Raw genomic sequence first — 19,894 nt, 5'->3', positions numbered from 1 at the left:
GGTGACGCAACCTCACGCGCGCACCAGGCGTCTAGACCTTTACCGGGGAGTCAGCTGCCCGTCGCGCTCGGAACCAGAGCGGGGCAGCCGCCGGTGGGGTAGGCGGCGTTGTACTCGAAATGCCACTGCTCGTTTTCGTAACGGCGGCACCAGCCGAAGGTGCTGCCGTTCTTCTCGATCCATTTTGCGGATTCGATCGGCTGGATGTCGATCGCGTATCCGAGCACGTGCATCGACTTGTCCGGCGGCAGCACGTACCGGCCGGCGAGCTCCGCGTTGCCGAACTTCCCGACCGCGTCGTCGAACTCCTTCTGCTGCTGGCTTCGGCTGCGCTTGCCGTCGTTCAGGCAGAGCGTCACGCCCTGCTCGGTTGCCTTGGTGCGCAACGACTTCCACGCCTGCAGCACGTCACCGCGCAGGCCGTCGGGTGCTTCGTCGAGGTAGCGGGCGTCGATCGGGCACGGCGGCCCGGAAGGCGGGCCCGGCACCTCCTCGTAAATCGCCAGCGGCTTTCCGGCGTGCCGGTCGAAGACGAGCGTCAATCTGCCCAGGTGACCCAGCGCGCCGCCGGCGGAAACCACGAGTGTGACGATCAGCAACACGCCGAACACGACGCGTCTGGAGGTCTTGGACATGATTTCGATAATACGGTGTGCCCGTCATCGTCCGGTGACAACCGGTCGACAGGCGCGTCCCGGACGGCGTGGCGCAGAACACAGCCGTTCGGCCCAACCACGCTTTCGGCGCAACGTCGAAATGTGATCGGTGAACGCATCCTGGCCCCTTTCACCACGCTGATTCCGGGTGGCAACATCTGCGGCGGCCGAGAACCGGCCCGGTTTTTGCAGAAGGTCTCAGGAGGACCCGTTCCGATGTCCGCGCGCATTTTCGCGTTCGCCGCACTGCTCGTCTCGCTCTTCATCACCGCCGGTACCGCACAGGCGGCACCGCAGGCCGGTGGCACCGCTCTCGTGCTTGAGGTCCAGCACTCCGACGTGGCGGACAACGCCCACCGGGCAACCGTCCTGACCTGCGGGAGGACCGATGACCACCCGCGCGGGGCGCAGGCCTGCGCAGCACTGGCCGCCGCTCGTGCCGACCTCGGTGCGATGGCGGCGGACGACCGGGCGTGCACGTTCGAGCACGCACCCGTCGAGGTGTCGATGTTCGGATTCTGGCGCGGTGCGCCCGTTCACCAGGTCCGCACGTTCCCGAACTCGTGCGTCATGCTGGCGCACACCGGTGCCTTGTTCGATTTCTAGGCACCACTGAGAATGTGGGGTGGGGCGCGGCAGGGGCGTCCCACCTCACATTTTCGGCCATCGGAATGGGGGTCGCTTCGGATGGCGTGGGGTCGCGCCCGTGTGCGAGGGTGTGATCATGGCCGCCACCACCTCGCGCTTCCCCCTGCTCTCCTGGACGACCATCGCCCCCGCTCTCGGCGTGCTGCTCCTCGCTGTGACGTGGGGGCGCGACCTCGGGCCCGTGTTCGTGGTCCTGATCGCCGTCGTGCTCGCCGTGACCGTCCTCGCGGCCGTGCACCACGCCGAGGTCGTGGCGCTGAGAGTGGGGGAGCCGTTCGGCTCTCTGGTCCTCGCGGTCGCGGTGACGGTCATCGAGGTGGCCCTGATCGTCACGCTGATGGTGTCCGGCGGCCCGGAGGCGGCATCACTCGCCCGCGACACGGTGTTCGCGGCGGTCATGATCACCACGAACGGCATCGTCGGCATCGCGTTGCTGCTCGGTGCGCTCAAGCACGGCACCACCCTCTTCAACGCCGAGGGCAGCGGCGGCGCGCTCGCCACCGTGATCGCCCTCGCCGCGCTCACGCTCGTGCTGCCGACGTTCACCACCACCACGCCCGGCCCCGAGTTCTCCAGCCCGCAGCTCGCGTTCGCCGCACTCGCCTCGCTCGCGCTGTGGGGGATGTTCGTCTTCACCCAGACCGTCCGGCACCGCGACTTCTTCCTGCCCGTCGACGCCGACGGCGTGATCGAGGCCGACGAGCACGCCGAGGCGCCGTCCGGCAAAGCCGCCCTGATGTCGCTGTTCCTGCTGCTCGTCGCGCTGGTCGCCGTCGTCGGCCTCGCGAAGATCGAGTCACCCGCGATCGAGGCCGGCGTGCGCGCGGTCGGCTTCCCGCAGTCGTTCGTCGGTGTCGTCATCGCACTGCTGGTGCTGCTGCCCGAGACCATCGCCGCCGCACGCGCCGCACTGCGCGACCGCATCCAGACCAGCCTCAACCTCGGCTACGGCTCGGCCATCGCGAGCATCGGCCTCACCATCCCGACCATCGCGCTCGCGACCGTGTGGCTCGACGGCCCGCTGCTGCTCGGTCTCGGCTCGACGCAGATGATCCTGCTGCTGCTCACCGTCCTGGTCAGCGTCCTGACCGTGGTGCCAGGACGCGCGACCCGGCTGCAGGGCGGCGTGCACCTGGTGCTGCTGGCGGCGTTCCTGTTCCTCGCCGTGAACCCGTAGTCAGGACCGGGAGCGGTTCGAACGCCCGCTTTCGTCTTCCACCAACGACTGCAGGTCGGCGACGAACGTCTCGAGTGGCGGCAGGGCCAGCATGTCGCGCTGGATCCGCCTGGCGTTGCCCCGGTACCGCGGGTCCTCCAGAACTGCCCGGCAGGCGGCCAAGATGTCGTCGGCACTCATGGCGTCCGTGCGCAGTTGCTCGCCGACGCCGGCCTCCGCGCACCTGCCTGCGTTGTACGGCTGCTCCGAGAACATGGGCATGCAGACGAGCGGGACGCCACATCGCATCGCTTCACGGACGCTGTTGTGACCGGCGTGCGTGACGAAGAGATCGCAGCACTCCAGCAGGAGCGGCTGGGGAACTGACTCCACGAGGACCACAGTGGACGGCAGGGAGCCGAACGCCTCGGGCGCGACGCCGCGTCCTGTGCTGACCACCGCGACGCAGTCCAGCTGCGCCAAGGCCGTGACGACGGATTTGAGCAGCGAGAGGCCGTCGGACGCGAACGCGGACAGCGTGCCCAGGCTCGCGAACACCCACGGCTTGTCGGTGGGCAGACCCGTCAGAACAGGCGGCAACGCCTCGCCCCGCCTTCCGGGGTGCTCGTGCCGGTAGGACTTGGAGCGGGGCACGGCTGCCTCCGCCGGGTCGTAGGTCTCGGGCATCAGGCAGGCGTGCAGGTGCCGGAAGCCGGCCTCCCCGGTGGGATCGGGCGGCAGGCCGAACGAGGCCCGGAGCGGGGCCATCAGCGGCGCGAGCGTGGAAGGCGGCGAGATCACGTTGATCGCGCCACCGATCGCGACGGAGGCGTGCGGCACGCCCAGCACCTCCGCGGCGAGCACACCGCCGAACTCGAGCGTGCTGCGGACGATGACGTCGGGGTTCCACCCCGAGGCGATGACGTCCTTCGCCATCGCCTCGGCCGGAGGGCCGATGAAGAAGTCGACCGTCCTCTCCATCGCCGAGAGCTCCGCGAACGTTCCACCGGACTCCGCCAGCGTCCGCTCGACGAGGTCCAGGATGTCGACCCCCGCCGGCAGGTGGTCGAACCCGTAGGCGGTGATGTCCTGGGCGGAGGTCGCGGCGGTGGCGATCCCGACCGTGTGCCCTGAAGCCTGAGCGGCTCTCATGACCGGTACCAGCGCCCGGATGTGGGACGGTGAGTTCGCGACGGTGAAGAGGATCCGCAAGGTCGTGCTCCGATCGTGGTGACCGCCCGCAGTGGCGGAACCCGGTGGCTGATGAGGGGTCACTGGTGGCAGTGGTCACGTCAACACAAGGCTGTGGGTGGACTGCCGGTGGAGGCAGCGCCGTCGCTCGGTGGAAGCGTGCTCATACTACGTTCCAGAGCACTCTCCTCAAGAGCCGAGTGAGCCGAAGGACTCGTGCCAGCACGAGATCCGGTCGAACGGGTAGGCGGACAGCGGAACTCGGCGCGGGCGCTGCTCTTCCGGCCACAGGACGGCCCACTCGACGCGCTCGCCGGTGAGCCAGCGAGCGGCGACCCGCAGCTCCGGCTCCGGCACGTCGTGGTCAGCGGCGGCCAACTCCGCGGGGTCGACTGTGTCGTGCAGCACCAACGGATGCGGCTCGCCGCGCAGGAACGCGTGGGCCGCGACCGCGAACTCACCCGCGTCCTCGGCGAGGATGACGACCCGCTGGGCCAACTGGGCACGTCCCGTTTGGAGGGTCCACACGGCGGCGGTGAAGTCCGGTGGCGCGAGCCCCGGTCCGCCCGACGGGTCCTGCCTGCCGTGGGGGAGCAGGTCGGCCAGCTCGGTGAGCAACCGGTGCAGGCTGCGCTCGGTGCGTGCGCTCACCGGCACGGGCAGGCGGCCGGACCGGTGCCGGCCGCGGCTGTCGAGCTTCCGGCGCTTCTTCCAGCACGATGTGGGCGTTGGCTCCACCGACTCCCAGTGCGGTGATGCCGACCCTGCGGGGTGGGCCGTCAGGCCAGGGAACCGCTCGTGCCGCGATGTCCACCGGATCGCGGTCCGCTGGGATGTCGGGGTGCGGCGTGGTGAAACCGGCGGTGAGCGGGATCGTGCGATAACGCAGGACCTGCACCGCCTTGGCCAGGCTCGCCGCCCCCGCCGCGCCTTCGAGGTGACCGATGTTGCCCTTCACCGACCCCATCCACAGCTTGCCGCCGGGTCCGGCTGCGGTCGTCCGTCCCTCTTCCGACCGCAGCAGATCGACCACGGCCTGCACTTCGACGGGGTCGCCCTTGCCGGTGCCTGCTGCGTGCGACTCCATGTACCCCAGTGCGGAAGGAGGCAGACCTGCCTGCGCCAGCGCGCGGCTCATCAGCTCCACCTGGGACTCGGCGTCGGAACGCGTCAGCGTGCCACGCCGGCCGTCGTGGTTCAGCGCACTCCCCCTGATGACCGCGAGCACCGGGTCACCGTCGGCCACCGCGTCCTCCAGGCGTTTGAGGACGAAGCAGAACACCCCTTCACCGCGGACGTAGCCGTCGGCGTCCGCGCTGAAGCACCGGGCTTGCCCTGTCGGCGACAGAGCGCCGAACCGGTGCATCACGGCCTGCATGTGGCCGTGCAGGTAGATGTTCGGGCTCCCGGCGACCGCCAGGTCGAACTCACCCGCACGAAGCCCCGACACCGCTTGGGCCACCGCCGTCAGACCGCCCGCGCAGGCGGTGTCCAGCGTGATGCTGGGGCCCCGCAGGTCGAACTGGTGCGAAATCCGTGCCGAGGCGAAGGTCAGCAGAAGCCCGATCGCGCTGTACCGGTCGACGAGGTGCAGGTCTGCGGCGCGGTCGCGCATGTCGGAGCTCGTGGTGGAGACGAACACCCCGGCGTCGCGGCCGGCGAGCGAGTCGGGTGCCAGGCCGGCGCTCTCCAAGGCGTGCCAGGTGGCTTCGAGCATCAGGCGCTGCTGGGGGTCCATCCAGACGGCCATCCGCGGCGTGATCTGGAACAGTCCCGGCTCGAAGTCACCCACGTCCGGCAGCAGGGACACCACCGGGTCCGGTGTGCCGCCCAGGTCGGCGCGGTAGTCGTGCAACCGGCCGGGAGTCGCGGGGGCCGAGGTGCACCTGCCCTCGGCGAGCAGGCGCCAGAACGCGTCGGCGTCCTCCGCACCGGGCACCCGCGCGGCCATGCCGATGATGGCGACCGGCGCTGCTCCGCCGGCGCTCACCGCGCACCTCCCGTGGTGACGGAGAGCAGGGTCGCCGCGGCGGGGATCTGCCGCAACATCCTCACCAGCACCTGGCTGACGCCCGGCTGGTGGAAGGACACGTCCTGGAAGTTCTCGGCCACCCACGTCACGGACTGGTGCCAGCGCACCGGGCTGTGCACGTGCCGGACCAGGGAATCGGCGACGTCCGCCGCGCTGTGCGGACGCGCGGTCACGTTGGACACGACCGGAATGGCGGGCTCCTCGAAGGAGAACCGCTCCAGCTGCGCCCCGAAGTCAGCCGCGGCGTCCCGCATGTGACCGCTGTGGAACGCCCCGGTGATCGCCAGTCGCCGCACGTCCGCGGCACCGAGGTCGCGCATCACCTGTTCCGCCGAGGCGAGAGCGCTCTCGGGACCTGCCAGGACCGTCTGCGTCGGCGAGTTGAAGTTGACGGCCTCGACGCCCCGCAACCGCGGCTCGCCCAGTGCTCCGCAGACGGTCTCCTCCGCCAGCCCCTGCACGGCCGTCATCGCGCCGGCAGCCGCCTTGGAAGTGATCTCGGCGCGCAGCCGGACCAGCTCGAGCCCTTCGAGGAAGCCGAACACCCCCGCTGCCTCCAGGGCGTTGTACTCACCGAGGCTGTGCCCCAGCACGACATCGGGGCTCAGCCCGTCCTCGCGGGCGGCGCGCAGTGCCAGGGCGCTGACCACGTAGGTTGCGGGCTGGGTGTAGCGGGTCTGGGCGAGCCGCTCCTCATCGGCGCAGAGCTCACGCAGGTCGTAGCCGAGCGTCGCCGAGGCGGCTCCGGTCAGGGCGGGGAACCGCGCGAAGAGCTCGACCCCCATGTTCTGACGCTGCACGCCCTGTCCTGGGAACAGGAAAACGACGGTCATCGGGTTTCCCCCGTCTGGATGGTCTCGGTGGTGAGTGCGATGGAGGTGTTGATGCCGCTGAAACCGAAGCTGTTGGTGAGCGCCACCCGCCGGTCGAGCTGGCTGGAGGTGCGCCCCGCCAGACGTCCGCCCACACCGGGCATGGGACTGCTGGTGTTCGGGTTGCCGTGCACCCGGCCGCTCCGCAGCTGCACCACGGTGGCGATGAGCTCGACCAAGCCCGCCGCGGTGAGCGCGTGGCCGAGGAAAGCCTTGGTGGAGTTGACGAGTGGCCCCGCACCGACGCCGAAGACCTGGGCGATGGCGCTGGCCTCGCACTCGTCTCCGACCCGTGAACCGGTGGCGTGCGCGCTGAGATAACCGACATCGGCGGGTTCGATCCCGGCGGCGAGCATCGCGGCGCGCATGGCCTCGACCTGCCCGGCCGGGTCGGGAGCAGCACCACGCCGGGCGTCGAGCCGTTGCCCGGCACCCAGCAGAACCGCCAGCGGTTCCCGTGCCGTCCGGCCGGCTGGTTCCAGGACGACCGCCGCCGCGGCCGTTCCCGGCACGAAACCCTCCCGGTGCTCGTCGAACGGCCGGCACACCGGTTCCGGGCCGGGGTGGAGTGCGCCGCTGGTGCTCAGCGCGCGTGTTTCGGTCGGCGACAGCTCGCCTGCGGGAGCGACCACCAGGCACCGCTGCGCGTCGCCGGCGCGCAGCAGGCGCATCGCCTGGATGACCGCGACCGCTCCGCTGGCCGACGCGGCGCCCACGGTCCACCCCTCGGCACGCAGGCCGAGCAGCTCGCTCACCACACCCACGGTGTCGGTGTCCTGGTAGGCCACGGCATGGGTGGGACGCACCCGACGGACACCGCGCACCTCGTCCAGCACCGTGCGCGCCTGGTAGTCCATGGCCAGGTTGTTGCCTGCCACGATCAGCGCGCACCCGGCGAGCTCGGACGCCGTCAGCCCGGCCTCGCGGGCACACCGCACAGCGGCCACCGCCGCCGTCCTGGCCGGATCGGCGCTGCACCTCGTGGCGCGGCGCACCCGCGCGGCGTCCCCTGCATCCAGGTGGTGGACCTCCGGATCGTCGAGAAGACCCACCCAACCCCGGTGCACCGGAGGTGGTTCGCCGTCGGACAGCAGCACGTCCGCGAGCTGGTCGAGGCCGCTGAGCGAAGGGGTGAGCACGGTGGCGGCCCGCACCGCGACCGCAGCCCGGGCCGCCGGCGCGGTCATGACGTCGTGGTCCGCAGCAAGCCGTAACCCTCTTCGGTCAGTGAGACGACATCGGGCAGTTCGCGGGAGGTCATGTGGGGCTCCAGCTCCCTGTCCATCGCCGCGTCCGATCCCGCGAGGCACTTGCCCATCAGCTCGCGTTTGAGCAGTTCGAGACTGGCACGCGGCGAACGGGCGATCATCAGGGCCAGTTTCCGGGCCGTGGCCGGCACCTCGTCGTGCGCGACCACCTGCACACCGCAGCCGCGTTGCCTGAGCTCGATGCCGCGGTAACCGCGTGCGGTCAGCAACATCTCGGTGCCCAGCGCCTCCCCGATCTTGGCGGGGACGACGTAGGTCGCTCCGACGTACGGTGCGACGCCGTATTGCATGAAGTTGGCCGCGTAGTAGGAGCGTTCGCTCAGCACGGCGACATCGGCGTAGAGCCCGAGCACGAGTCCGCCGCCCAGCGCGTGGCCCTGCATCTCGGCGACCACCGGCAGCGGACACGTCGCGAAGACCCTGGCGAAACGCCGGTACTCCGGCAGCGGCAGACCGTCGGCGATCCCGACCAGCGTCTCCCTGGTCGCTCCCGCGCAGAACACGGAAGGCATGCCGGCCGCGATGACCACACGGGTGTCCGGGTGGCCGGTCGCCGCTTCCACCGCCTGGAAGAGGTGGTCCAGCCACTCCCTGCGGAACGTGTTGCCGTTCTCGGCATCGGCGAAGCGCACCGTGGCGATCGGCGCTTCGAACTCCACGGAGATCGGTCCGAACACCTGCTCGGGAACCGCGCTGTCGTCGCTCACAACAACCCCTCTGCCACCAGCGCCGTGATCCGCTGGGAGACCTTCGGATCGTTCAGACGCGCGCCGAACATCCGTTCGGCCATCAACCCGTACCGGTTGTCGGCCGGGAACAGGACCTGGTGCGCCTGCTTGAGGTCCGCGAGGGTGTCGCGGTCCGAGCGGCGCAACGAGAGCAGCACCTTGCGCATCGCCGCCCGCGGGTCGTCGCTCACGACGTCGACGAGCCCGATCCGCTCGGACTCGGCGGCGGTGAGCTGATCCGCGAGCATCGCCAGCCGGAGCGACCTGTGCTGTCCCACGCGGCGGGCGATCCACGGCATGATGATGGTGGGCAGCATGCCGAAGAACACCTCCGTGAGCTGAAACGTCACCTCGGGCGAGGCGATCACGACGTCGCAGGCCGCGGCCAGACCGACCCCACCGCCACTGGCCCAGCCCTGCACGACGGCGATGGTGGGCACCGGTCCCGAGCTCATCCGGGTGAGCAGGTGCCACAGACCGGTGGTCAACCCCGTGAACTCGGCCTCGCCGAGCTCGGTGATGTGCGCGCCGGCGCAGAAGACCGGGCCGTCGGAGAGGAGTACGACGGCGCGGCAGCCCGGGTCGGCCTCTGCCTGGTCGAACGCGGCGTGCAGCCGGGCGATCAACGCCGGCGTGAGCGCGTTGCGGGACTCGGCGTCGTTGAGCTCCAGCACGAGGTGACCCGGTTTGGGGACCACTCGAAGACCGTCGGATGTCATGTCATGTCCTTGTCGCACCACAGGTACTCCCGGTGGTGATCCTTGATCGAACCGAGCATCAGCAACGGCCCTGTGGTGCGTGCGGCCGCGGTGACGAGGTCGCTGACGCCGCGGAGGCAGTCATCGGCGTCCGGTGTGCCCGGCAGTGTGCGGCGAGCAACGTCGAGCACGGCGTCATAGCGTTCGACGCTGATCTTCGTTCGCGCGGACAGCGCGGTGTCGAGCTGTGCTGCCGCCGGAGTGCCCTCGGTGTCCGCGGAAGCGGTGAGACCGATGAACTCGGACGAACACCCGCCCCCGTAGGAGTAGACGCCGAGCTCGTGACCGGTCGTCGTCGAATGGTGGCGCAACGAGCTCGCCAGTGCCATCAGGGTGCAGCCGGAGTAGATGTTGCCGACCTCGGCCGGGACCTCCAGCGAGGCGCTGACCCGCTTCTTGAAGTCCAGGTCGATCTCGGCGGCGTCCATCCCGGACAGTCGCCGTGCCGCGGTGCGATGTGCTCCGCGCACCATTCCCGGGAACGGGGTGTGCATTGCCAGCGCGTCGAACGACGTGCCGAAATCGGACTCGGTGTGCTCGGAGTAGTTCTTGTACGAGCCGATGAGGCAGTCGATGTACGACATGATGGACAGGTCGACGTTGATCACGTCGACGTCGACCGCCGGTCGGCGGAAGTCGGTGTTGTCGAAGCTCCACAGGCCATAGCGGTCCGCGTGCCACCGGGCGAGGCGTGGCTCGCCGAGCAGGACCGCGATCGCTCCGGCGCCCTGGCTGGGTTCCGCGTAACTGCCCTGGACGGGAATCGGCGCGTCACCGGCGATGACCAGCGCCCTGCCGCGCCTCGACGAGGCGGCGAGCGAAGCGGCCGCCATCTGGAGAGCGGCGGCTCCGCCGTGACAGGCCTGCTTGACCTCGAACACCCGGCACGTCTTCGGCAGGTCGAGAAAGGCGTGGGCGAACGCCGCGGCGGACTTCGCGAGGTCGACACCGCTCTCGGTTGCCACGACCACTGTCTCGATGGTCGCCCTGCCCTCCGCGCCGAGGCGGTCGAGCACCGGTCGAGCGGCGTTGACCGCCATCGTGACTATGTCCTCGCACGGCAGCGCAACGCTCTTGCGCCGCATCAACAGGTTCGCGAGCCTCGCCGGTTCCAGGCCGCGGGCCTGGAACAGCTCGTCGACCTCGACCCGGGCCGTGCCGAAGTAGGCGCCGATGTCCTCGACGCCGACCGCGGTCATGACGGCACCTCTTCGAGGAGCAGCTCGGTCAGCTCGCCGAGGTTCGCGGCGTCACCGAACCGGTGCAACGCCGCGTCGATGCCCAGTGCCTCGACGGTACCGACCACGACGTCCATCCGGTCCATCGAATCGGCACCGAGCGAGCTCATGCTGGCGCTGGGCACGACCGCGGCGGGGTCGAGGTCCGGCAGCACCTCGAGCAGCTGCTCCTTCAGCACGGCGAAGACCTCCTCGCGACCGGTTCGGTTTCCCACCCCGTCACCCCGTGACGACGGGCTTGAGAGCAGCCGCCAGCAGGCGCACGCTGTCGTTGTCGTAGACGGTGTCGACCGTGATGACACCGTCGAACCTGGTGCGCAGCATGCTGACGAACTCGACGGCGAGGATCGAGTCCACGCCGACGTCGGCGAACGACCGGTCCAGCGGGACGTCCTCGGGCGCGAGCATCAGCAGCTCGGCGAGCACGTCGATGATCACGTTCTCCGCTTCGGTGTTCGTTCCGGCGAGGCGGTCGCTCATGTCGATCTCCGTTGTTCGGTGGTGGTGGCGGTCAGCGGGAGACCGGGTTCGGTCCGTCCTGCAGCAGCCGCACAGGTGCGGTCCGGTAGCCGGTGAAGGTGTTGGACCTGGTCGTGGTCGGTGGTCCGGTCAGGACGACGCGAAGCCGGTTCTCCACGAAGAACTCCAGCAGCGCGGTCAGCTGCGACCGGGCGACGACGGCGCCCAGGCAGTGGTGCGGCCCGAAACCGAAGGCCATGCCCGTGCCTTGCCCGCGCAGCGGGTCGAACACGTCCGGACTCCGGTAGCAGCGCGGATCCCGCAGAACCGCGCCGAGCACCACCCGCACGGTGTCGCCGCGGCGGATGTGCCGTCCGCCCAGCTCCACGTCACGACCCGCCGTCCTGCCGATCGTGGTGGTCGGTGCGGTCCAGCGCAGCGCCTCGTCGACGAAACCGGGCACCAGCTCCGGCGCGGCGGCGAGGCGGGGGTGCCAGTGCGGCTCCCTGGCGAGCAGCACGGCCAGCCCCGTGAAGGCCAGACGAGGTGCGACGGTGCCTCCGACGACGACACCGATCAGGTTGGAGAGCACGTCCTTGCGCGAGATCCGGCCGGCGCGTTCTGCCTCGTGCAGGTGGCCGATCAGGTTGTTCTGCCCGGCGTTGCGGTGTCCCACCAGCAGATCGCTGAAGATGCCCGCCGCCTTGGCGAGGGCCTGGCGTGCCGTCTCCCGGTCGGTGCCGGTGAAGGCCTCCGGGCCCGTGTCACCGAGGATGCCCGCGACCTGGTCGCCGACCTCGGACATCCGCATCTCGTCCAGCCCCAGGAGATCGGCCATGGACGCCAGCGCGAGCGGCCATGCGATGTCGGCGTTGAAGTCGAACGCCGCGGTGTCGATGCGGGGCCGCACCAGGCGTTCGAGCGCATCGGTCAAAGCTGCGGTACGCGTCTCGACGCGCCGTTTGGTGAACAGGTCCTTCATGGCGGAGCGCACGACGGCTCGATGTTCGCCATCCGTGGCGATCAGGATGCTGCCGCGCAACGGGTCCGGGTTGGCGGGCCCGTTCCACGGGAAGACACCCTGACCGGAGAGGAAGACGTCGTCGTCTCCCAGGACGACCTTCGCCTCCTCGGCGCGGAAGACGCCCCAGAACTCGTCGCCGACAGCGGCGGACGCGAGCCTGTGCACAGCCGCGGCTTCGCGGAACCGGCTCAGCACGGCGTGCGGCTGTCCGTGGGAGAAGAGCTCGGCGGAACCGAAGTCAGGTGCTCCGGCAGCACATTCGGTGCAGCATGAAATCGCTTTCGCGGAAAGGGCAGCATCCTGCTGCGAAAGCACGTTGCCTCCAGATGGGCTCGTGGTCGCCGAGGCTTCGGGTGTCGTCACTGCGGCATGTTGTCGTGACTGTGACCAGGTTTCCGGGCGCGCATCAGCGGACGGATGACCTTGATGATCGCGTCGCGGGTCTCCGCAGGAGTGATCATGGCGTCGACCGCCTGGCGGGAAGTCGCCAGAGCCGGTGAGAGTGCCTCCGCGCGGTAGTTGTCGAGCAGCTCCTGGCGCCTGTCCGGATTCGCCGCGAGCTCGCGGCGGAACACGATCTCCACCGCACCTTCCGCGCCCATCACCCCGATTTCCGCCGTGGGCCAAGCGAAAACGCGGTCGGCACCGAGCTGTTTGGAGTTCATCACGATGTACGCCCCGCCGTACGCCTTGCGCAGGATCACGGTGACCCGCGGCACCGTGGCTTCCGCGAAGGCGTACAACAACTTGGCTCCGCGGCGGATGACGCCGTCGGTTTCTTGCGCCTTCCCCGGCATGAACCCCGGTGTGTCGACCAGGGTGACCAGGGGGAGGCCGAACGCGTCGCACATCCGCACGAACCGCGCGCCCTTCTCGGCCGCACGGGTGTTGAGCGTGCCGGCCAACGTGTTCGGCTGGTTGGCCACCACGCCCACCGGCATCCCGTCGAGGCGCGCGAAGCCGATGACGATGTTCGGGGCGTAGTGCGGTTGGAAGCTCGAGGAAGCTGTCCGCGTCGACCAGCCCGCGGACGACCTGCCGCACGTCGTAGGTCTTGCGCTGCTCCGCGGGGACCTCGGGAACCAGTTCCGGGTCTCGTGCCAGGTGCAGCGGCAGTTCGTCCCAGCAGGAGCTGGGCAGGTAGGACAGCACCCTGCGGACCAACGGGAACGCGTCCTCTGGACGTTCGGTCACGAGGTGCGCGAGACCTGACATCGCCGAGTGGACGTGGGCGCCGCCGAGGTCCTCGGCGGTGACCTCTTCGCTCGTCACGCTGCGCACCACCTTCGGGCCGGTGAGGAACATGTGGGCCCGGCGGTCCATCACGATCAGGTCGGTCAGCGCGGGGGAGTAGGCCGCACCACCGGCACATGCGCCGAGGATCACGCTGATCTGCGGGACGCGGCCGGACAGGGCCACGTTGCGGCGGAAGATCGACGCGTACCCGTCCAGGGCGGAGACGCCCTCCTGGATGCGCGCGCCGCCGGAGTCCAGCACGCCCACCACGGGGCACCGGGCCCGGTGCGCCTGGTCGAGCACTTGGACGATCTTCTGCGCGTGAGTGGCGCCCAGGGTGCCGCCGAGCACGGAGACGTCCTGCGCGAACACCGCCGCCGGCCGCGCGTCGATCTCGGCGGTGCCGGTGACCACGGCGTCACCGGCGGGTCGCTTCTCCTGCATGCCGAAAGCGGTGCACTGGTGCGTCGCCTCGGCACCGAACTCCAGCAGACTGCCAGGATCCACGAGTGCGCCCAGTGCGTTGCGGGCACCGAGCTTGACCGGCGTCAGCGCGGCGGTCGTGTGCGTCGTTGTCACGGAATTCCTGTTCCTGTCGACTTCGGGGAGAGCGACGTTCCTCGATCTTGTGACAAGGCAGGCGAGCCTTGTGCAGCACCGCCACGGGTGCGCTGAGCGGCCGGAGCAAGGACGACAGTGCGGCGGGGCGGGAGATCTCGCACTGCGGAGTACCGCAGTGCTCTGCCCCGCAGGTCCGAGCGGCAGGGTTTTCGTCCAAATGCAAGGTTGCGGCATTGTTTTCATCCTTTCGGTCCAAGGTGAGCGGCTCGCGCTGAGGTCCATTCGGGACTTGCCCACGTCATTTGATTTCCAATGAGCTCCGATTCAGCAGGTGAGGGCGTCGAGGATTGGATTCGCGAACGAGGTTGCGGATTTCCGCAGGCCGGGTCGGCTCGGCTCCGACCTAGCCTGACCCCGTGGACCAACGGGAGAACGCATGACAGCGGATCACCGCCGTGCCGCAGTTCTGTGCGGGATCGGGACGTGGTTGCCGCCGAGGGTGGTGACGAACGACGACCTCGCTCGGCAACTCGACACGTCGGACGCGTGGATCCGGTCCCGGACGGGAATCCGCGAGCGCCGTGTGATCGAGCCGGGCACGTCGACCTCGGACCTCGCGGTCGAGGCGGGGGCTCGCGCGCTGAAGTCCGCGGGTGGTGCGAACGCGGATCTGGTGGTCGTGGCCACCACGACACCGGACCACCCGTGCCCGTCGACCGCCCCAGAAGTCGCAAGCCGTCTCGGAATGGCCGGGGTGCCCGCCTTCGACCTGAACGCGGTGTGCGCGGGGTTCGTGTACTCACTCGCAACGGCCGCCGGGCACATCGCCGCGGGGACCGCCGAGCGCGTGCTGGTGATCGGCGCGGACACCTTCACCACCGTGCTGGACCCGCACGACCGCACGACCGCCGCCATCTTCGGAGACGGCGCGGGCGCGGTGGTCCTCCGTGCGGGGACGGCTGACGAGCCGGGCGCGCTCGGCCCGTTCGACCTCGGCTCGGACGGGACGAACGCGGACCTGCTCATCGTGCCTGCCGGTGGATCCAGACAGCGCGGTTCCGGGCGGCCTCCCGACCCCGAGGACGTCTACTTCCGGATGGACGGTCCGCCGGTGTTCCGCAACGCCGTCACGAGGATGAGCGAGTCCGCCACCAAGGTGCTCGCCCACGCCGGCTGGCGGATCGAGGACGTGGACCGGTTCGCCTGCCACCAGGCGAACGCGCGAATCCTCTCGGCGGTGGCGCGCAACCTCGAGGTGCCGGAAGACCGTGTCGTCAGGAACGTCGACCGGGTCGGCAACACCGTCGCCGCCTCCATCCCGCTCGTCCTCGCCGACGCGGCCGCGGCAGGTGACGTCGTCCCCGGCCACCGCGTCCTCATCACCTCCTTCGGCGCGGGTCTCAGCTGGGGCTCCACCGTGATCACCTGGCCCGACGTCGACCTCGGCTGACCCGGACGCCACCCCACCACCGAGTTCCACTCACATCCTGGAGAACCGCATCATGAGCAACAACGACACGCTGGACCGGCTGACCAAGCTGCTCGTCCTGCACTTCGGCGCGTCCGAACAGCGGGTCAACGGCGAGATCACCTTCGAGGAGCTGGACTTCGACTCGCTCGCACTGGTGGAGCTGGCGATGGTCGCCCAGAAGGAGTTCGGCGTCGAGGTGGACGAGCAGGAGATCACCCCCGACCAGTCCGTCCAGAGCGTCGCGGAGCTGATCGACGCGAGGGCGGTCACCGCCTGATGTCGTGGCCGGGTGCGGGTTTCCCAGCGGCTGTGACAGGGCTCGGCCTGGTGACGCCGGCGGGCATCGGTGTCGAGCCCTCCTGGCGACGCGTTCTCGCGGCGGAGGCGGCAGGAAGCCACGACCCGCTTCTCGCGGGCCTGCCCGTCGACTTCTCGTGCCGGGTGCCGGGATTCGACCCGGATGCCGTGCTGGGCAGGAGCGCGGCCTGGAGGCTGGACCGGTCGGCACAGCTCGCGGTCGTGGCCTTGCGGGAGGCGTTGCACGACTCAGGTCTCGACCAGTCCACCTGGGACGGAGCACGGGTCGCCGTGGTGCTCGGCAACGCACTGGGCGGTGTGCACACCTACGAACTGCAGCAGCGCCAGCTCGACTCCGCCGGCCCGAGTGCGGTCTCCCCGCTGCTCGTGCCGATGTGCGCACCCAACATGGTGGCGGGCCACCTCGCCATGGAGTGCGGTGCCGGCGGTCCGAACCTCGTCACGGCAACGGCCTGCGCGTCAGGTGCCACGGCGATCGGGACAGCACGCGACCTGTTGCGCAGCGGGCGCTGCGACGTCGTGATCACCGGAGGCGCAGAGGCCGCGCTCGGCCGAACGATGATCACCGGGTTCACCAGGATGGGCGCGTTGTCCCGCCGCACCTCGGACCCGAACGCCGCGTCGCGGCCCTTCGACGCCGATCGCGACGGTTTCGTGGCGGCGGAGGGGGCTGCGGTCCTCGTGCTGGAGCGCATCGCCGACGCAAGGGCCAGAGGTGCTCGCGTGCACGGGGTGATCAGGGGATACGGCGCGTCGGCGGATGCCCATCACGCGACGACTCCCGACCCGTCCGGTGCCGCGGTGGAGCGGGCGGTTCGCTCAGCACTGGACGACGCGGGTCTGGGGGCGGCGGATGTCGGCCACGTCAACGCGCACGGCACCTCGACGAAGATCAACGATGCCACGGAGGCCGGGCTGATCCAGCGCGTGTTCGGCGACCGCGTGGCGGTGACCTCCACCAAGGGCGTCATGGGACACGCTTTGGGCGCTGCGGGGGCGATCGAGGCCGTGTGCACGGTCCTGGCGCTTCGCGACGGCGTCGTCCCGCCGACGGCGAACCTGGAAACGCTCGACCCGAAGATCGAGATCGACGTCGTGGCGAAGGCACCTCGGCTGGTGCCGCACGGGGTGGCCGTCAGCAACTCGTTCGGGTTCGGCGGCCAGAACGCCGTTCTCGTCGTGACCGCACCATGACGAGGCGGATCTTCACCGGGCCCGCGGCGCTGCACCGAGGCCGTGCTGTCAGTCAGGTGCCCATCTGGCGGAAGCGCGGCCTACAGGCCGGTCACGAGCGAGATCAACAGCAGGCAGCCCAGTGCGACGAACGAGAGCCCCGCTGAGACCGCGAGGCCGAGCCGGCGGTTGCGCGAGATCAGCAACGGCAGCACCACCGCGAGCGCGCAGGCGGTGATCCCGGTGTCGCGGTAACCCAGCACGAACAGGTGCCACAGGCCCTCCATGCCGAACACCGCGCCCAGGACTCCCGCGCCTGTCCAGTGCCGCCAACTCCGGCCGTGCCGCCACCAACCGCCGGCTGTCCCGAAGAGCGGGCCCGCGACGAGAGCCAGTGCCAGCCACACCGACGGCGCGTAGAGGTCGCCCATGCCGTCGCGGAAGAGTTCGGCGTACCCGTAGTAGCCGACGACCGCGCCGACCTGCGTCAGCGTGCCGGCGAGGATCGGGCGCCGGGACAGAGCGCCGGCGATGAACGCCGCGACGACCCAGATGGCGCCGGAGTTGGCCAGCGAGTTGAAGCCGCCGGGAAGAACGCCTTGTCCGAGGTTGGTCAGCACGCCGAGCAGCAGCCCGGCGGGAAAGCTGTAGATCATGCGGTTCAGGGTGCCGGTGACCGTCCACTGGCGACATCGGCATTTCGGCCGATGCCCGGAGTTCGCCGCGCCAGGGGAAGCCGTTGTCGAGGTCGTGGAAGACCGCACCGCTTTGTTCGCCGATCTGCGATCTGTGTCACGCTCCGGCGGCTGAAGCGAGGTCTTCCGTTCGGCTTCCGGTGACGATTTCCCGACGTCACCACCGCTTGTGGGTGAACATGTCGTCACGGTCGTGGTCCGCGGCGTCCAGGTTCGCCGCCAGTACTGCGGAGTTCCGCAGTAGGGCGGATGCGCCGCTGGTTAGCCTGGGTGCGCATCAGCCGAAGGGCGGCACCCGCACAGATGAGGGTCGGCGGATCTTCTCGCCGTTGCGGCTTTCCGTGATGTGCGGGCGGTCGGACCGCTTCAGGATCGAGGCGTCGGCGCCGCGACGATTCACCGCATTCGGGTGAGGAGTTCTTTCTGCGCGAAATACCTCCCGAGCAGAGTCGGCTTCACCGGGAGAACACCGCGCAACGGCGGCGTGCGGGCGTCCGAGTTGACGAGAAGAGATTGGCAACGGTGCGCAATGACAGCTGAGCCGGATGTGGTGCGGGAATCGGCGTTGGCGGGCAAGGTCGTGCTCTGGGAGGAGTCGGCGCGGGACGGGGCGCAGGGCAAGACGCTGATGAGCCCTGACTTCCGGGTGTGGCTGGCGCGCGAGCAGGGGGCGGTGTTCGGTGAGGACGGTCCTCGGCACGTCGTGTTCGCCGCCGGTTTCCCCGCGGTGTGCAAGGAGGAGTTCGAGGCCGTGCGCCGGGTCGCGGTGGAGGCCGAGGGAACGGTGAGTCCCGCGGCGGTGTGCCGGGGCACGGTCGCGGACGTGCGACAAGCGATCTCTTCCGTGCACGGCGTCGCGCACGCACGGGTGATGCTCGTGGTCCCGGCATCGGAGGCCATGTCGGAAGTGATGACGCACCGGCGGGCCGCTGAGGCCGTGCGCGCGGGTGCCGCCCTCGTGAGCGACTCGCTGGGTGCCGGGGTCGCGGTGGACGTGTGCCTGGCCGACGCGTCCCGTGCCGATCACGGTCTGCTCGCGGACGCCGCGCGTGAGCTGACGGCCGCGGGAGCGGGTGTGGTGTTCCTCGCGGACACCGTGGGAGACCAGTTGCCCGCCGAGGCGGGGGCCATGTTCGCGGCCGCGCGCTCCGAAGGTGTGGTGCTCGCTTCGCACGCGCACAACGACCTCGGCCTGGGGCTGGCCAACACGCTGGAAGCCCTGGGCAGCGGTGCGCGGGTGGTGTCCTCCTCCTGGTTGGGCGTTGCCGAGCGCTCCGGTCTGGTGGCGACCGAGCAGGTGCTGTTCCTGCTGGCCTACCGCGCCGACCGGGCGAAGGTGCTGCTCGGCGAGGACGCGGACCCGTGGTGCACGCCTCCGGACCTGACCCGGCTGCCCGGCCTGGCCCAGGCCGTCGCCGAGGAGATCGGTGTTCCGCTGGGGGTGACGACCCCGGTGGTGGGGACCGGTGTCGGCACGATCTCCACCGGCACTCCGTTCGTGCACCCCGAGCTGTTCCAGCCCTTCGCCCCGGAACAGCTGGGCATCACCCCGAGCGTCGTGCTCACCCACCTGGCCAGCGCCCGTGTCGTCACCGCCGTCGCCGGCCGCCTCGGGCACGAGCTCGACGTCACCGGCGCTCGCGCGGCGATGGCCTGGGTCAAGTCGCGCGCCTACCAGCAGGGCCACGCGGTCGTGGACGACCAAGCCTTCGCCCACTACCTCGACGGCGTGCGCGCGGGAGCGTTGCAGCGGTGATGACCGACATCGAAGGCGTGCGGGACGCACTGGCCAGGAACGCGGCGGTGGTCCTGCCGAACCCGGTCCCGCTGACGCACGTCGTCACCGCCACGACCCCGGCCGCGGTCAACGCCGCCAAGGGCCGACCGGCCGACCAGGCCGTCGCGGTGTGGGCGCACAGCCCCGACGTCCTCACCGAGATCATCTCGGCGACGACGCTCGCGCCCGCCGCGGCCGCCCTGGCGCACCGGCTGCTCGGCGACGAGCACGTCACCCTGCTCGTACCGACGTCGCCCGGTGTTCCCGCCTGGCTGGCGCCCGCCACCAGGGACGCCTGGACGTTGCTGTTCGGCGCTCGCTGGGCGCCGGTGCGCCCGGTGCTGGACTCGTTCCCCCTGCTGTACGTGAGCAGCGCGAACCGCACCGGCCGCCCGCCGGTGGCCTCGACCGCCGACGCCCTCGCGATGTTCCCGCCCGGTACACCCGTGCTGGACCTCGCGGACAGCAGACCGGCGGAGCCGGTCCGGCGAGCCACCACGACGCTGCGCCTGCACCCCGACGGGAGCCTCGACCTGCACCGCCGCGGTGCCCAGGACCACCCGCACCGCGACACCACCGCCTACCTGGAGCACCTGCGTTCCCGTTACCCCGAGTCCTGATCCGATCCATGTG

Annotated in this window: 20 protein-coding genes and 2 pseudogenes; 7 read left to right on the top strand and 15 right to left on the bottom strand. The window is 70.2% G+C overall.

Annotated features, from left to right (window positions below):
- Positions 1–50 precede the first annotated feature (50 nt).
- Positions 51–602 carry a D-alanyl-D-alanine carboxypeptidase family protein gene (locus ACVDFE_RS30300; RefSeq protein ID WP_360384891.1) on the bottom strand — a complete coding sequence of 184 codons (552 nt, stop codon included), beginning with the start codon at positions 600–602 and terminating at the stop codon, positions 51–53.
- Positions 603–872: 270 nt separating this feature from the next.
- Here ACVDFE_RS30300 and ACVDFE_RS30295 point away from each other — a divergent pair, with 270 nt between their 5' ends.
- Both ACVDFE_RS30295 and ACVDFE_RS30290 read left to right on the top strand, forming a co-directional pair.
- The gene (locus ACVDFE_RS30295) at positions 873–1,262 is read left to right on the top strand and encodes an SSI family serine proteinase inhibitor (protein ID WP_458432824.1); all 390 of its coding nucleotides are present in this window, start codon (positions 873–875) and stop codon (positions 1,260–1,262) included.
- Between the two features lie 118 nt (positions 1,263–1,380).
- Positions 1,381–2,481, top strand: a complete 1,101-nt coding sequence (locus ACVDFE_RS30290; protein ID WP_360384887.1) for a calcium:cation antiporter — start codon at positions 1,381–1,383, stop codon at positions 2,479–2,481.
- Here ACVDFE_RS30290 and ACVDFE_RS30285 read toward each other — a convergent pair whose 3' ends face one another.
- The 13 genes and pseudogenes from ACVDFE_RS30285 to ACVDFE_RS30225 all read right to left on the bottom strand — a co-directional run.
- Entirely contained in the window at positions 2,482–3,612 is a 1,131-nt protein-coding gene (locus tag ACVDFE_RS30285; RefSeq protein WP_458432823.1) for a glycosyltransferase, read from the bottom strand. It lies immediately after the preceding gene.
- 228 nt (positions 3,613–3,840) lie between these two features.
- A complete protein-coding gene (locus ACVDFE_RS30280; protein WP_458432822.1) occupies positions 3,841–4,302 on the bottom strand; it encodes a KS-MAT linker domain-containing protein in 462 nt (153 codons plus the stop codon).
- 82 nt (positions 4,303–4,384) lie between these two features.
- A pseudogene (locus ACVDFE_RS30275) lies at positions 4,385–5,602 on the bottom strand (beta-ketoacyl [acyl carrier protein] synthase domain-containing protein); the annotation flags it as partial.
- A 35-nt stretch (positions 5,603–5,637) separates the two neighbouring features.
- Positions 5,638–6,516: an ACP S-malonyltransferase gene (locus ACVDFE_RS30270; protein ID WP_458432821.1), complete on the bottom strand. Its 879-nt coding sequence runs from the start codon at positions 6,514–6,516 to the stop codon at positions 5,638–5,640.
- Positions 6,513–7,742: a beta-ketoacyl synthase N-terminal-like domain-containing protein gene (locus ACVDFE_RS30265; RefSeq protein WP_360384879.1), complete on the bottom strand. Its 1,230-nt coding sequence runs from the start codon at positions 7,740–7,742 to the stop codon at positions 6,513–6,515. Before ACVDFE_RS30265 ends, ACVDFE_RS30270 begins: the two co-directional genes overlap by 4 nt.
- Positions 7,739–8,530, bottom strand: a complete 792-nt coding sequence (locus ACVDFE_RS30260) for a polyketide synthase (protein WP_458432820.1) — start codon at positions 8,528–8,530, stop codon at positions 7,739–7,741. Before ACVDFE_RS30260 ends, ACVDFE_RS30265 begins: the two co-directional genes overlap by 4 nt.
- Positions 8,527–9,270, bottom strand: coding sequence for an enoyl-CoA hydratase/isomerase family protein (locus ACVDFE_RS30255; protein ID WP_360384875.1), 744 nt, complete (start codon positions 9,268–9,270; stop codon positions 8,527–8,529). The genes ACVDFE_RS30260 and ACVDFE_RS30255 overlap by 4 nt, the downstream gene beginning before the upstream one ends.
- Positions 9,267–10,508 carry a hydroxymethylglutaryl-CoA synthase family protein gene (locus ACVDFE_RS30250; protein ID WP_458432819.1) on the bottom strand — a complete coding sequence of 414 codons (1,242 nt, stop codon included), beginning with the start codon at positions 10,506–10,508 and terminating at the stop codon, positions 9,267–9,269. Before ACVDFE_RS30250 ends, ACVDFE_RS30255 begins: the two co-directional genes overlap by 4 nt.
- A complete protein-coding gene (locus tag ACVDFE_RS30245) occupies positions 10,505–10,762 on the bottom strand; it encodes a phosphopantetheine-binding protein (RefSeq protein WP_458432818.1) in 258 nt (85 codons plus the stop codon). The genes ACVDFE_RS30250 and ACVDFE_RS30245 overlap by 4 nt, the downstream gene beginning before the upstream one ends.
- Before the next feature lie 4 nt (positions 10,763–10,766).
- Positions 10,767–11,027, bottom strand: coding sequence for an acyl carrier protein (locus ACVDFE_RS30240; protein ID WP_360384869.1), 261 nt, complete (start codon positions 11,025–11,027; stop codon positions 10,767–10,769).
- A 31-nt stretch (positions 11,028–11,058) separates the two neighbouring features.
- Positions 11,059–12,225 (bottom strand): cytochrome P450, encoded by a 1,167-nt coding sequence (locus tag ACVDFE_RS30235; protein ID WP_458434421.1) that lies wholly within the window; start codon positions 12,223–12,225, stop codon positions 11,059–11,061.
- A 164-nt stretch (positions 12,226–12,389) separates the two neighbouring features.
- A complete protein-coding gene (locus ACVDFE_RS30230) occupies positions 12,390–12,965 on the bottom strand; it encodes a carboxyl transferase domain-containing protein (protein WP_458434420.1) in 576 nt (191 codons plus the stop codon).
- A 121-nt stretch (positions 12,966–13,086) separates the two neighbouring features.
- Positions 13,087–14,061, bottom strand: a pseudogene (locus ACVDFE_RS30225) (carboxyl transferase domain-containing protein); the annotation flags it as partial.
- A 202-nt stretch (positions 14,062–14,263) separates the two neighbouring features.
- Here ACVDFE_RS30225 and ACVDFE_RS30220 point away from each other — a divergent pair.
- The 3 genes from ACVDFE_RS30220 to ACVDFE_RS30210 are packed head-to-tail and all read left to right on the top strand — an operon-like array spanning position 14,264 to position 16,810.
- Positions 14,264–15,277: a beta-ketoacyl-ACP synthase III gene (locus ACVDFE_RS30220; protein ID WP_458432817.1), complete on the top strand. Its 1,014-nt coding sequence runs from the start codon at positions 14,264–14,266 to the stop codon at positions 15,275–15,277.
- A 52-nt stretch (positions 15,278–15,329) separates the two neighbouring features.
- Entirely contained in the window at positions 15,330–15,575 is a 246-nt protein-coding gene (locus ACVDFE_RS30215; protein ID WP_360384861.1) for an acyl carrier protein, read from the top strand.
- Between the two features lie 32 nt (positions 15,576–15,607).
- The gene (locus ACVDFE_RS30210) at positions 15,608–16,810 is read left to right on the top strand and encodes a beta-ketoacyl-[acyl-carrier-protein] synthase family protein (protein ID WP_458432816.1); all 1,203 of its coding nucleotides are present in this window, start codon (positions 15,608–15,610) and stop codon (positions 16,808–16,810) included.
- Between the two features lie 80 nt (positions 16,811–16,890).
- Here ACVDFE_RS30210 and ACVDFE_RS30205 read toward each other — a convergent pair whose 3' ends face one another.
- Complete coding sequence (locus ACVDFE_RS30205; RefSeq protein WP_458432815.1) at positions 16,891–17,553, bottom strand: DUF6518 family protein; 663 nt, start codon at positions 17,551–17,553, stop codon at positions 16,891–16,893.
- Positions 17,554–18,013: 460 nt separating this feature from the next.
- Between ACVDFE_RS30205 and ACVDFE_RS30200 the strand changes: the two genes are divergently transcribed.
- Positions 18,014–19,240, top strand: coding sequence for a 2-isopropylmalate synthase (locus tag ACVDFE_RS30200; protein WP_458432814.1), 1,227 nt, complete (start codon positions 18,014–18,016; stop codon positions 19,238–19,240).
- Complete coding sequence (locus tag ACVDFE_RS30195) at positions 19,240–19,881, top strand: hypothetical protein (protein WP_458432813.1); 642 nt, start codon at positions 19,240–19,242, stop codon at positions 19,879–19,881. Before ACVDFE_RS30200 ends, ACVDFE_RS30195 begins: the two co-directional genes overlap by 1 nt.
- Positions 19,882–19,894: the final 13 nt, after the last annotated feature.

Source organism: Lentzea chajnantorensis (assembly GCF_054300775.1).
Note: the sequence above shows the minus strand (reverse complement) of the source record. Positions and strands in the feature narration are given on the sequence as shown.

What these genes read in the sequence shown, in the direction of transcription:
- ACVDFE_RS30265 (WP_360384879.1), bottom strand. Translation starts at nt 7,742, where the DNA reads ATGACCGCGCCGGCGGCCCGGGCTGCGGTCGCGGTGCGGGCCGCCACC.
- ACVDFE_RS30250 (WP_458432819.1), bottom strand. Translation starts at nt 10,508, where the DNA reads ATGACCGCGGTCGGCGTCGAGGACATCGGCGCCTACTTCGGCACGGCC.
- ACVDFE_RS30270 (WP_458432821.1), bottom strand. Translation starts at nt 6,516, where the DNA reads ATGACCGTCGTTTTCCTGTTCCCAGGACAGGGCGTGCAGCGTCAGAAC.
- ACVDFE_RS30200 (WP_458432814.1), top strand. Translation starts at nt 18,014, where the DNA reads ATGACAGCTGAGCCGGATGTGGTGCGGGAATCGGCGTTGGCGGGCAAG.
- ACVDFE_RS30240 (WP_360384869.1), bottom strand. Translation starts at nt 11,027, where the DNA reads ATGAGCGACCGCCTCGCCGGAACGAACACCGAAGCGGAGAACGTGATC.
- ACVDFE_RS30285 (WP_458432823.1), bottom strand. Translation starts at nt 3,612, where the DNA reads ATGAGAGCCGCTCAGGCTTCAGGGCACACGGTCGGGATCGCCACCGCC.
- ACVDFE_RS30255 (WP_360384875.1), bottom strand. Translation starts at nt 9,270, where the DNA reads ATGACATCCGACGGTCTTCGAGTGGTCCCCAAACCGGGTCACCTCGTG.
- ACVDFE_RS30295 (WP_458432824.1), top strand. Translation starts at nt 873, where the DNA reads ATGTCCGCGCGCATTTTCGCGTTCGCCGCACTGCTCGTCTCGCTCTTC.
- ACVDFE_RS30195 (WP_458432813.1), top strand. Translation starts at nt 19,240, where the DNA reads ATGACCGACATCGAAGGCGTGCGGGACGCACTGGCCAGGAACGCGGCG.
- ACVDFE_RS30215 (WP_360384861.1), top strand. Translation starts at nt 15,330, where the DNA reads ATGAGCAACAACGACACGCTGGACCGGCTGACCAAGCTGCTCGTCCTG.
- ACVDFE_RS30290 (WP_360384887.1), top strand. Translation starts at nt 1,381, where the DNA reads ATGGCCGCCACCACCTCGCGCTTCCCCCTGCTCTCCTGGACGACCATC.
- ACVDFE_RS30220 (WP_458432817.1), top strand. Translation starts at nt 14,264, where the DNA reads ATGACAGCGGATCACCGCCGTGCCGCAGTTCTGTGCGGGATCGGGACG.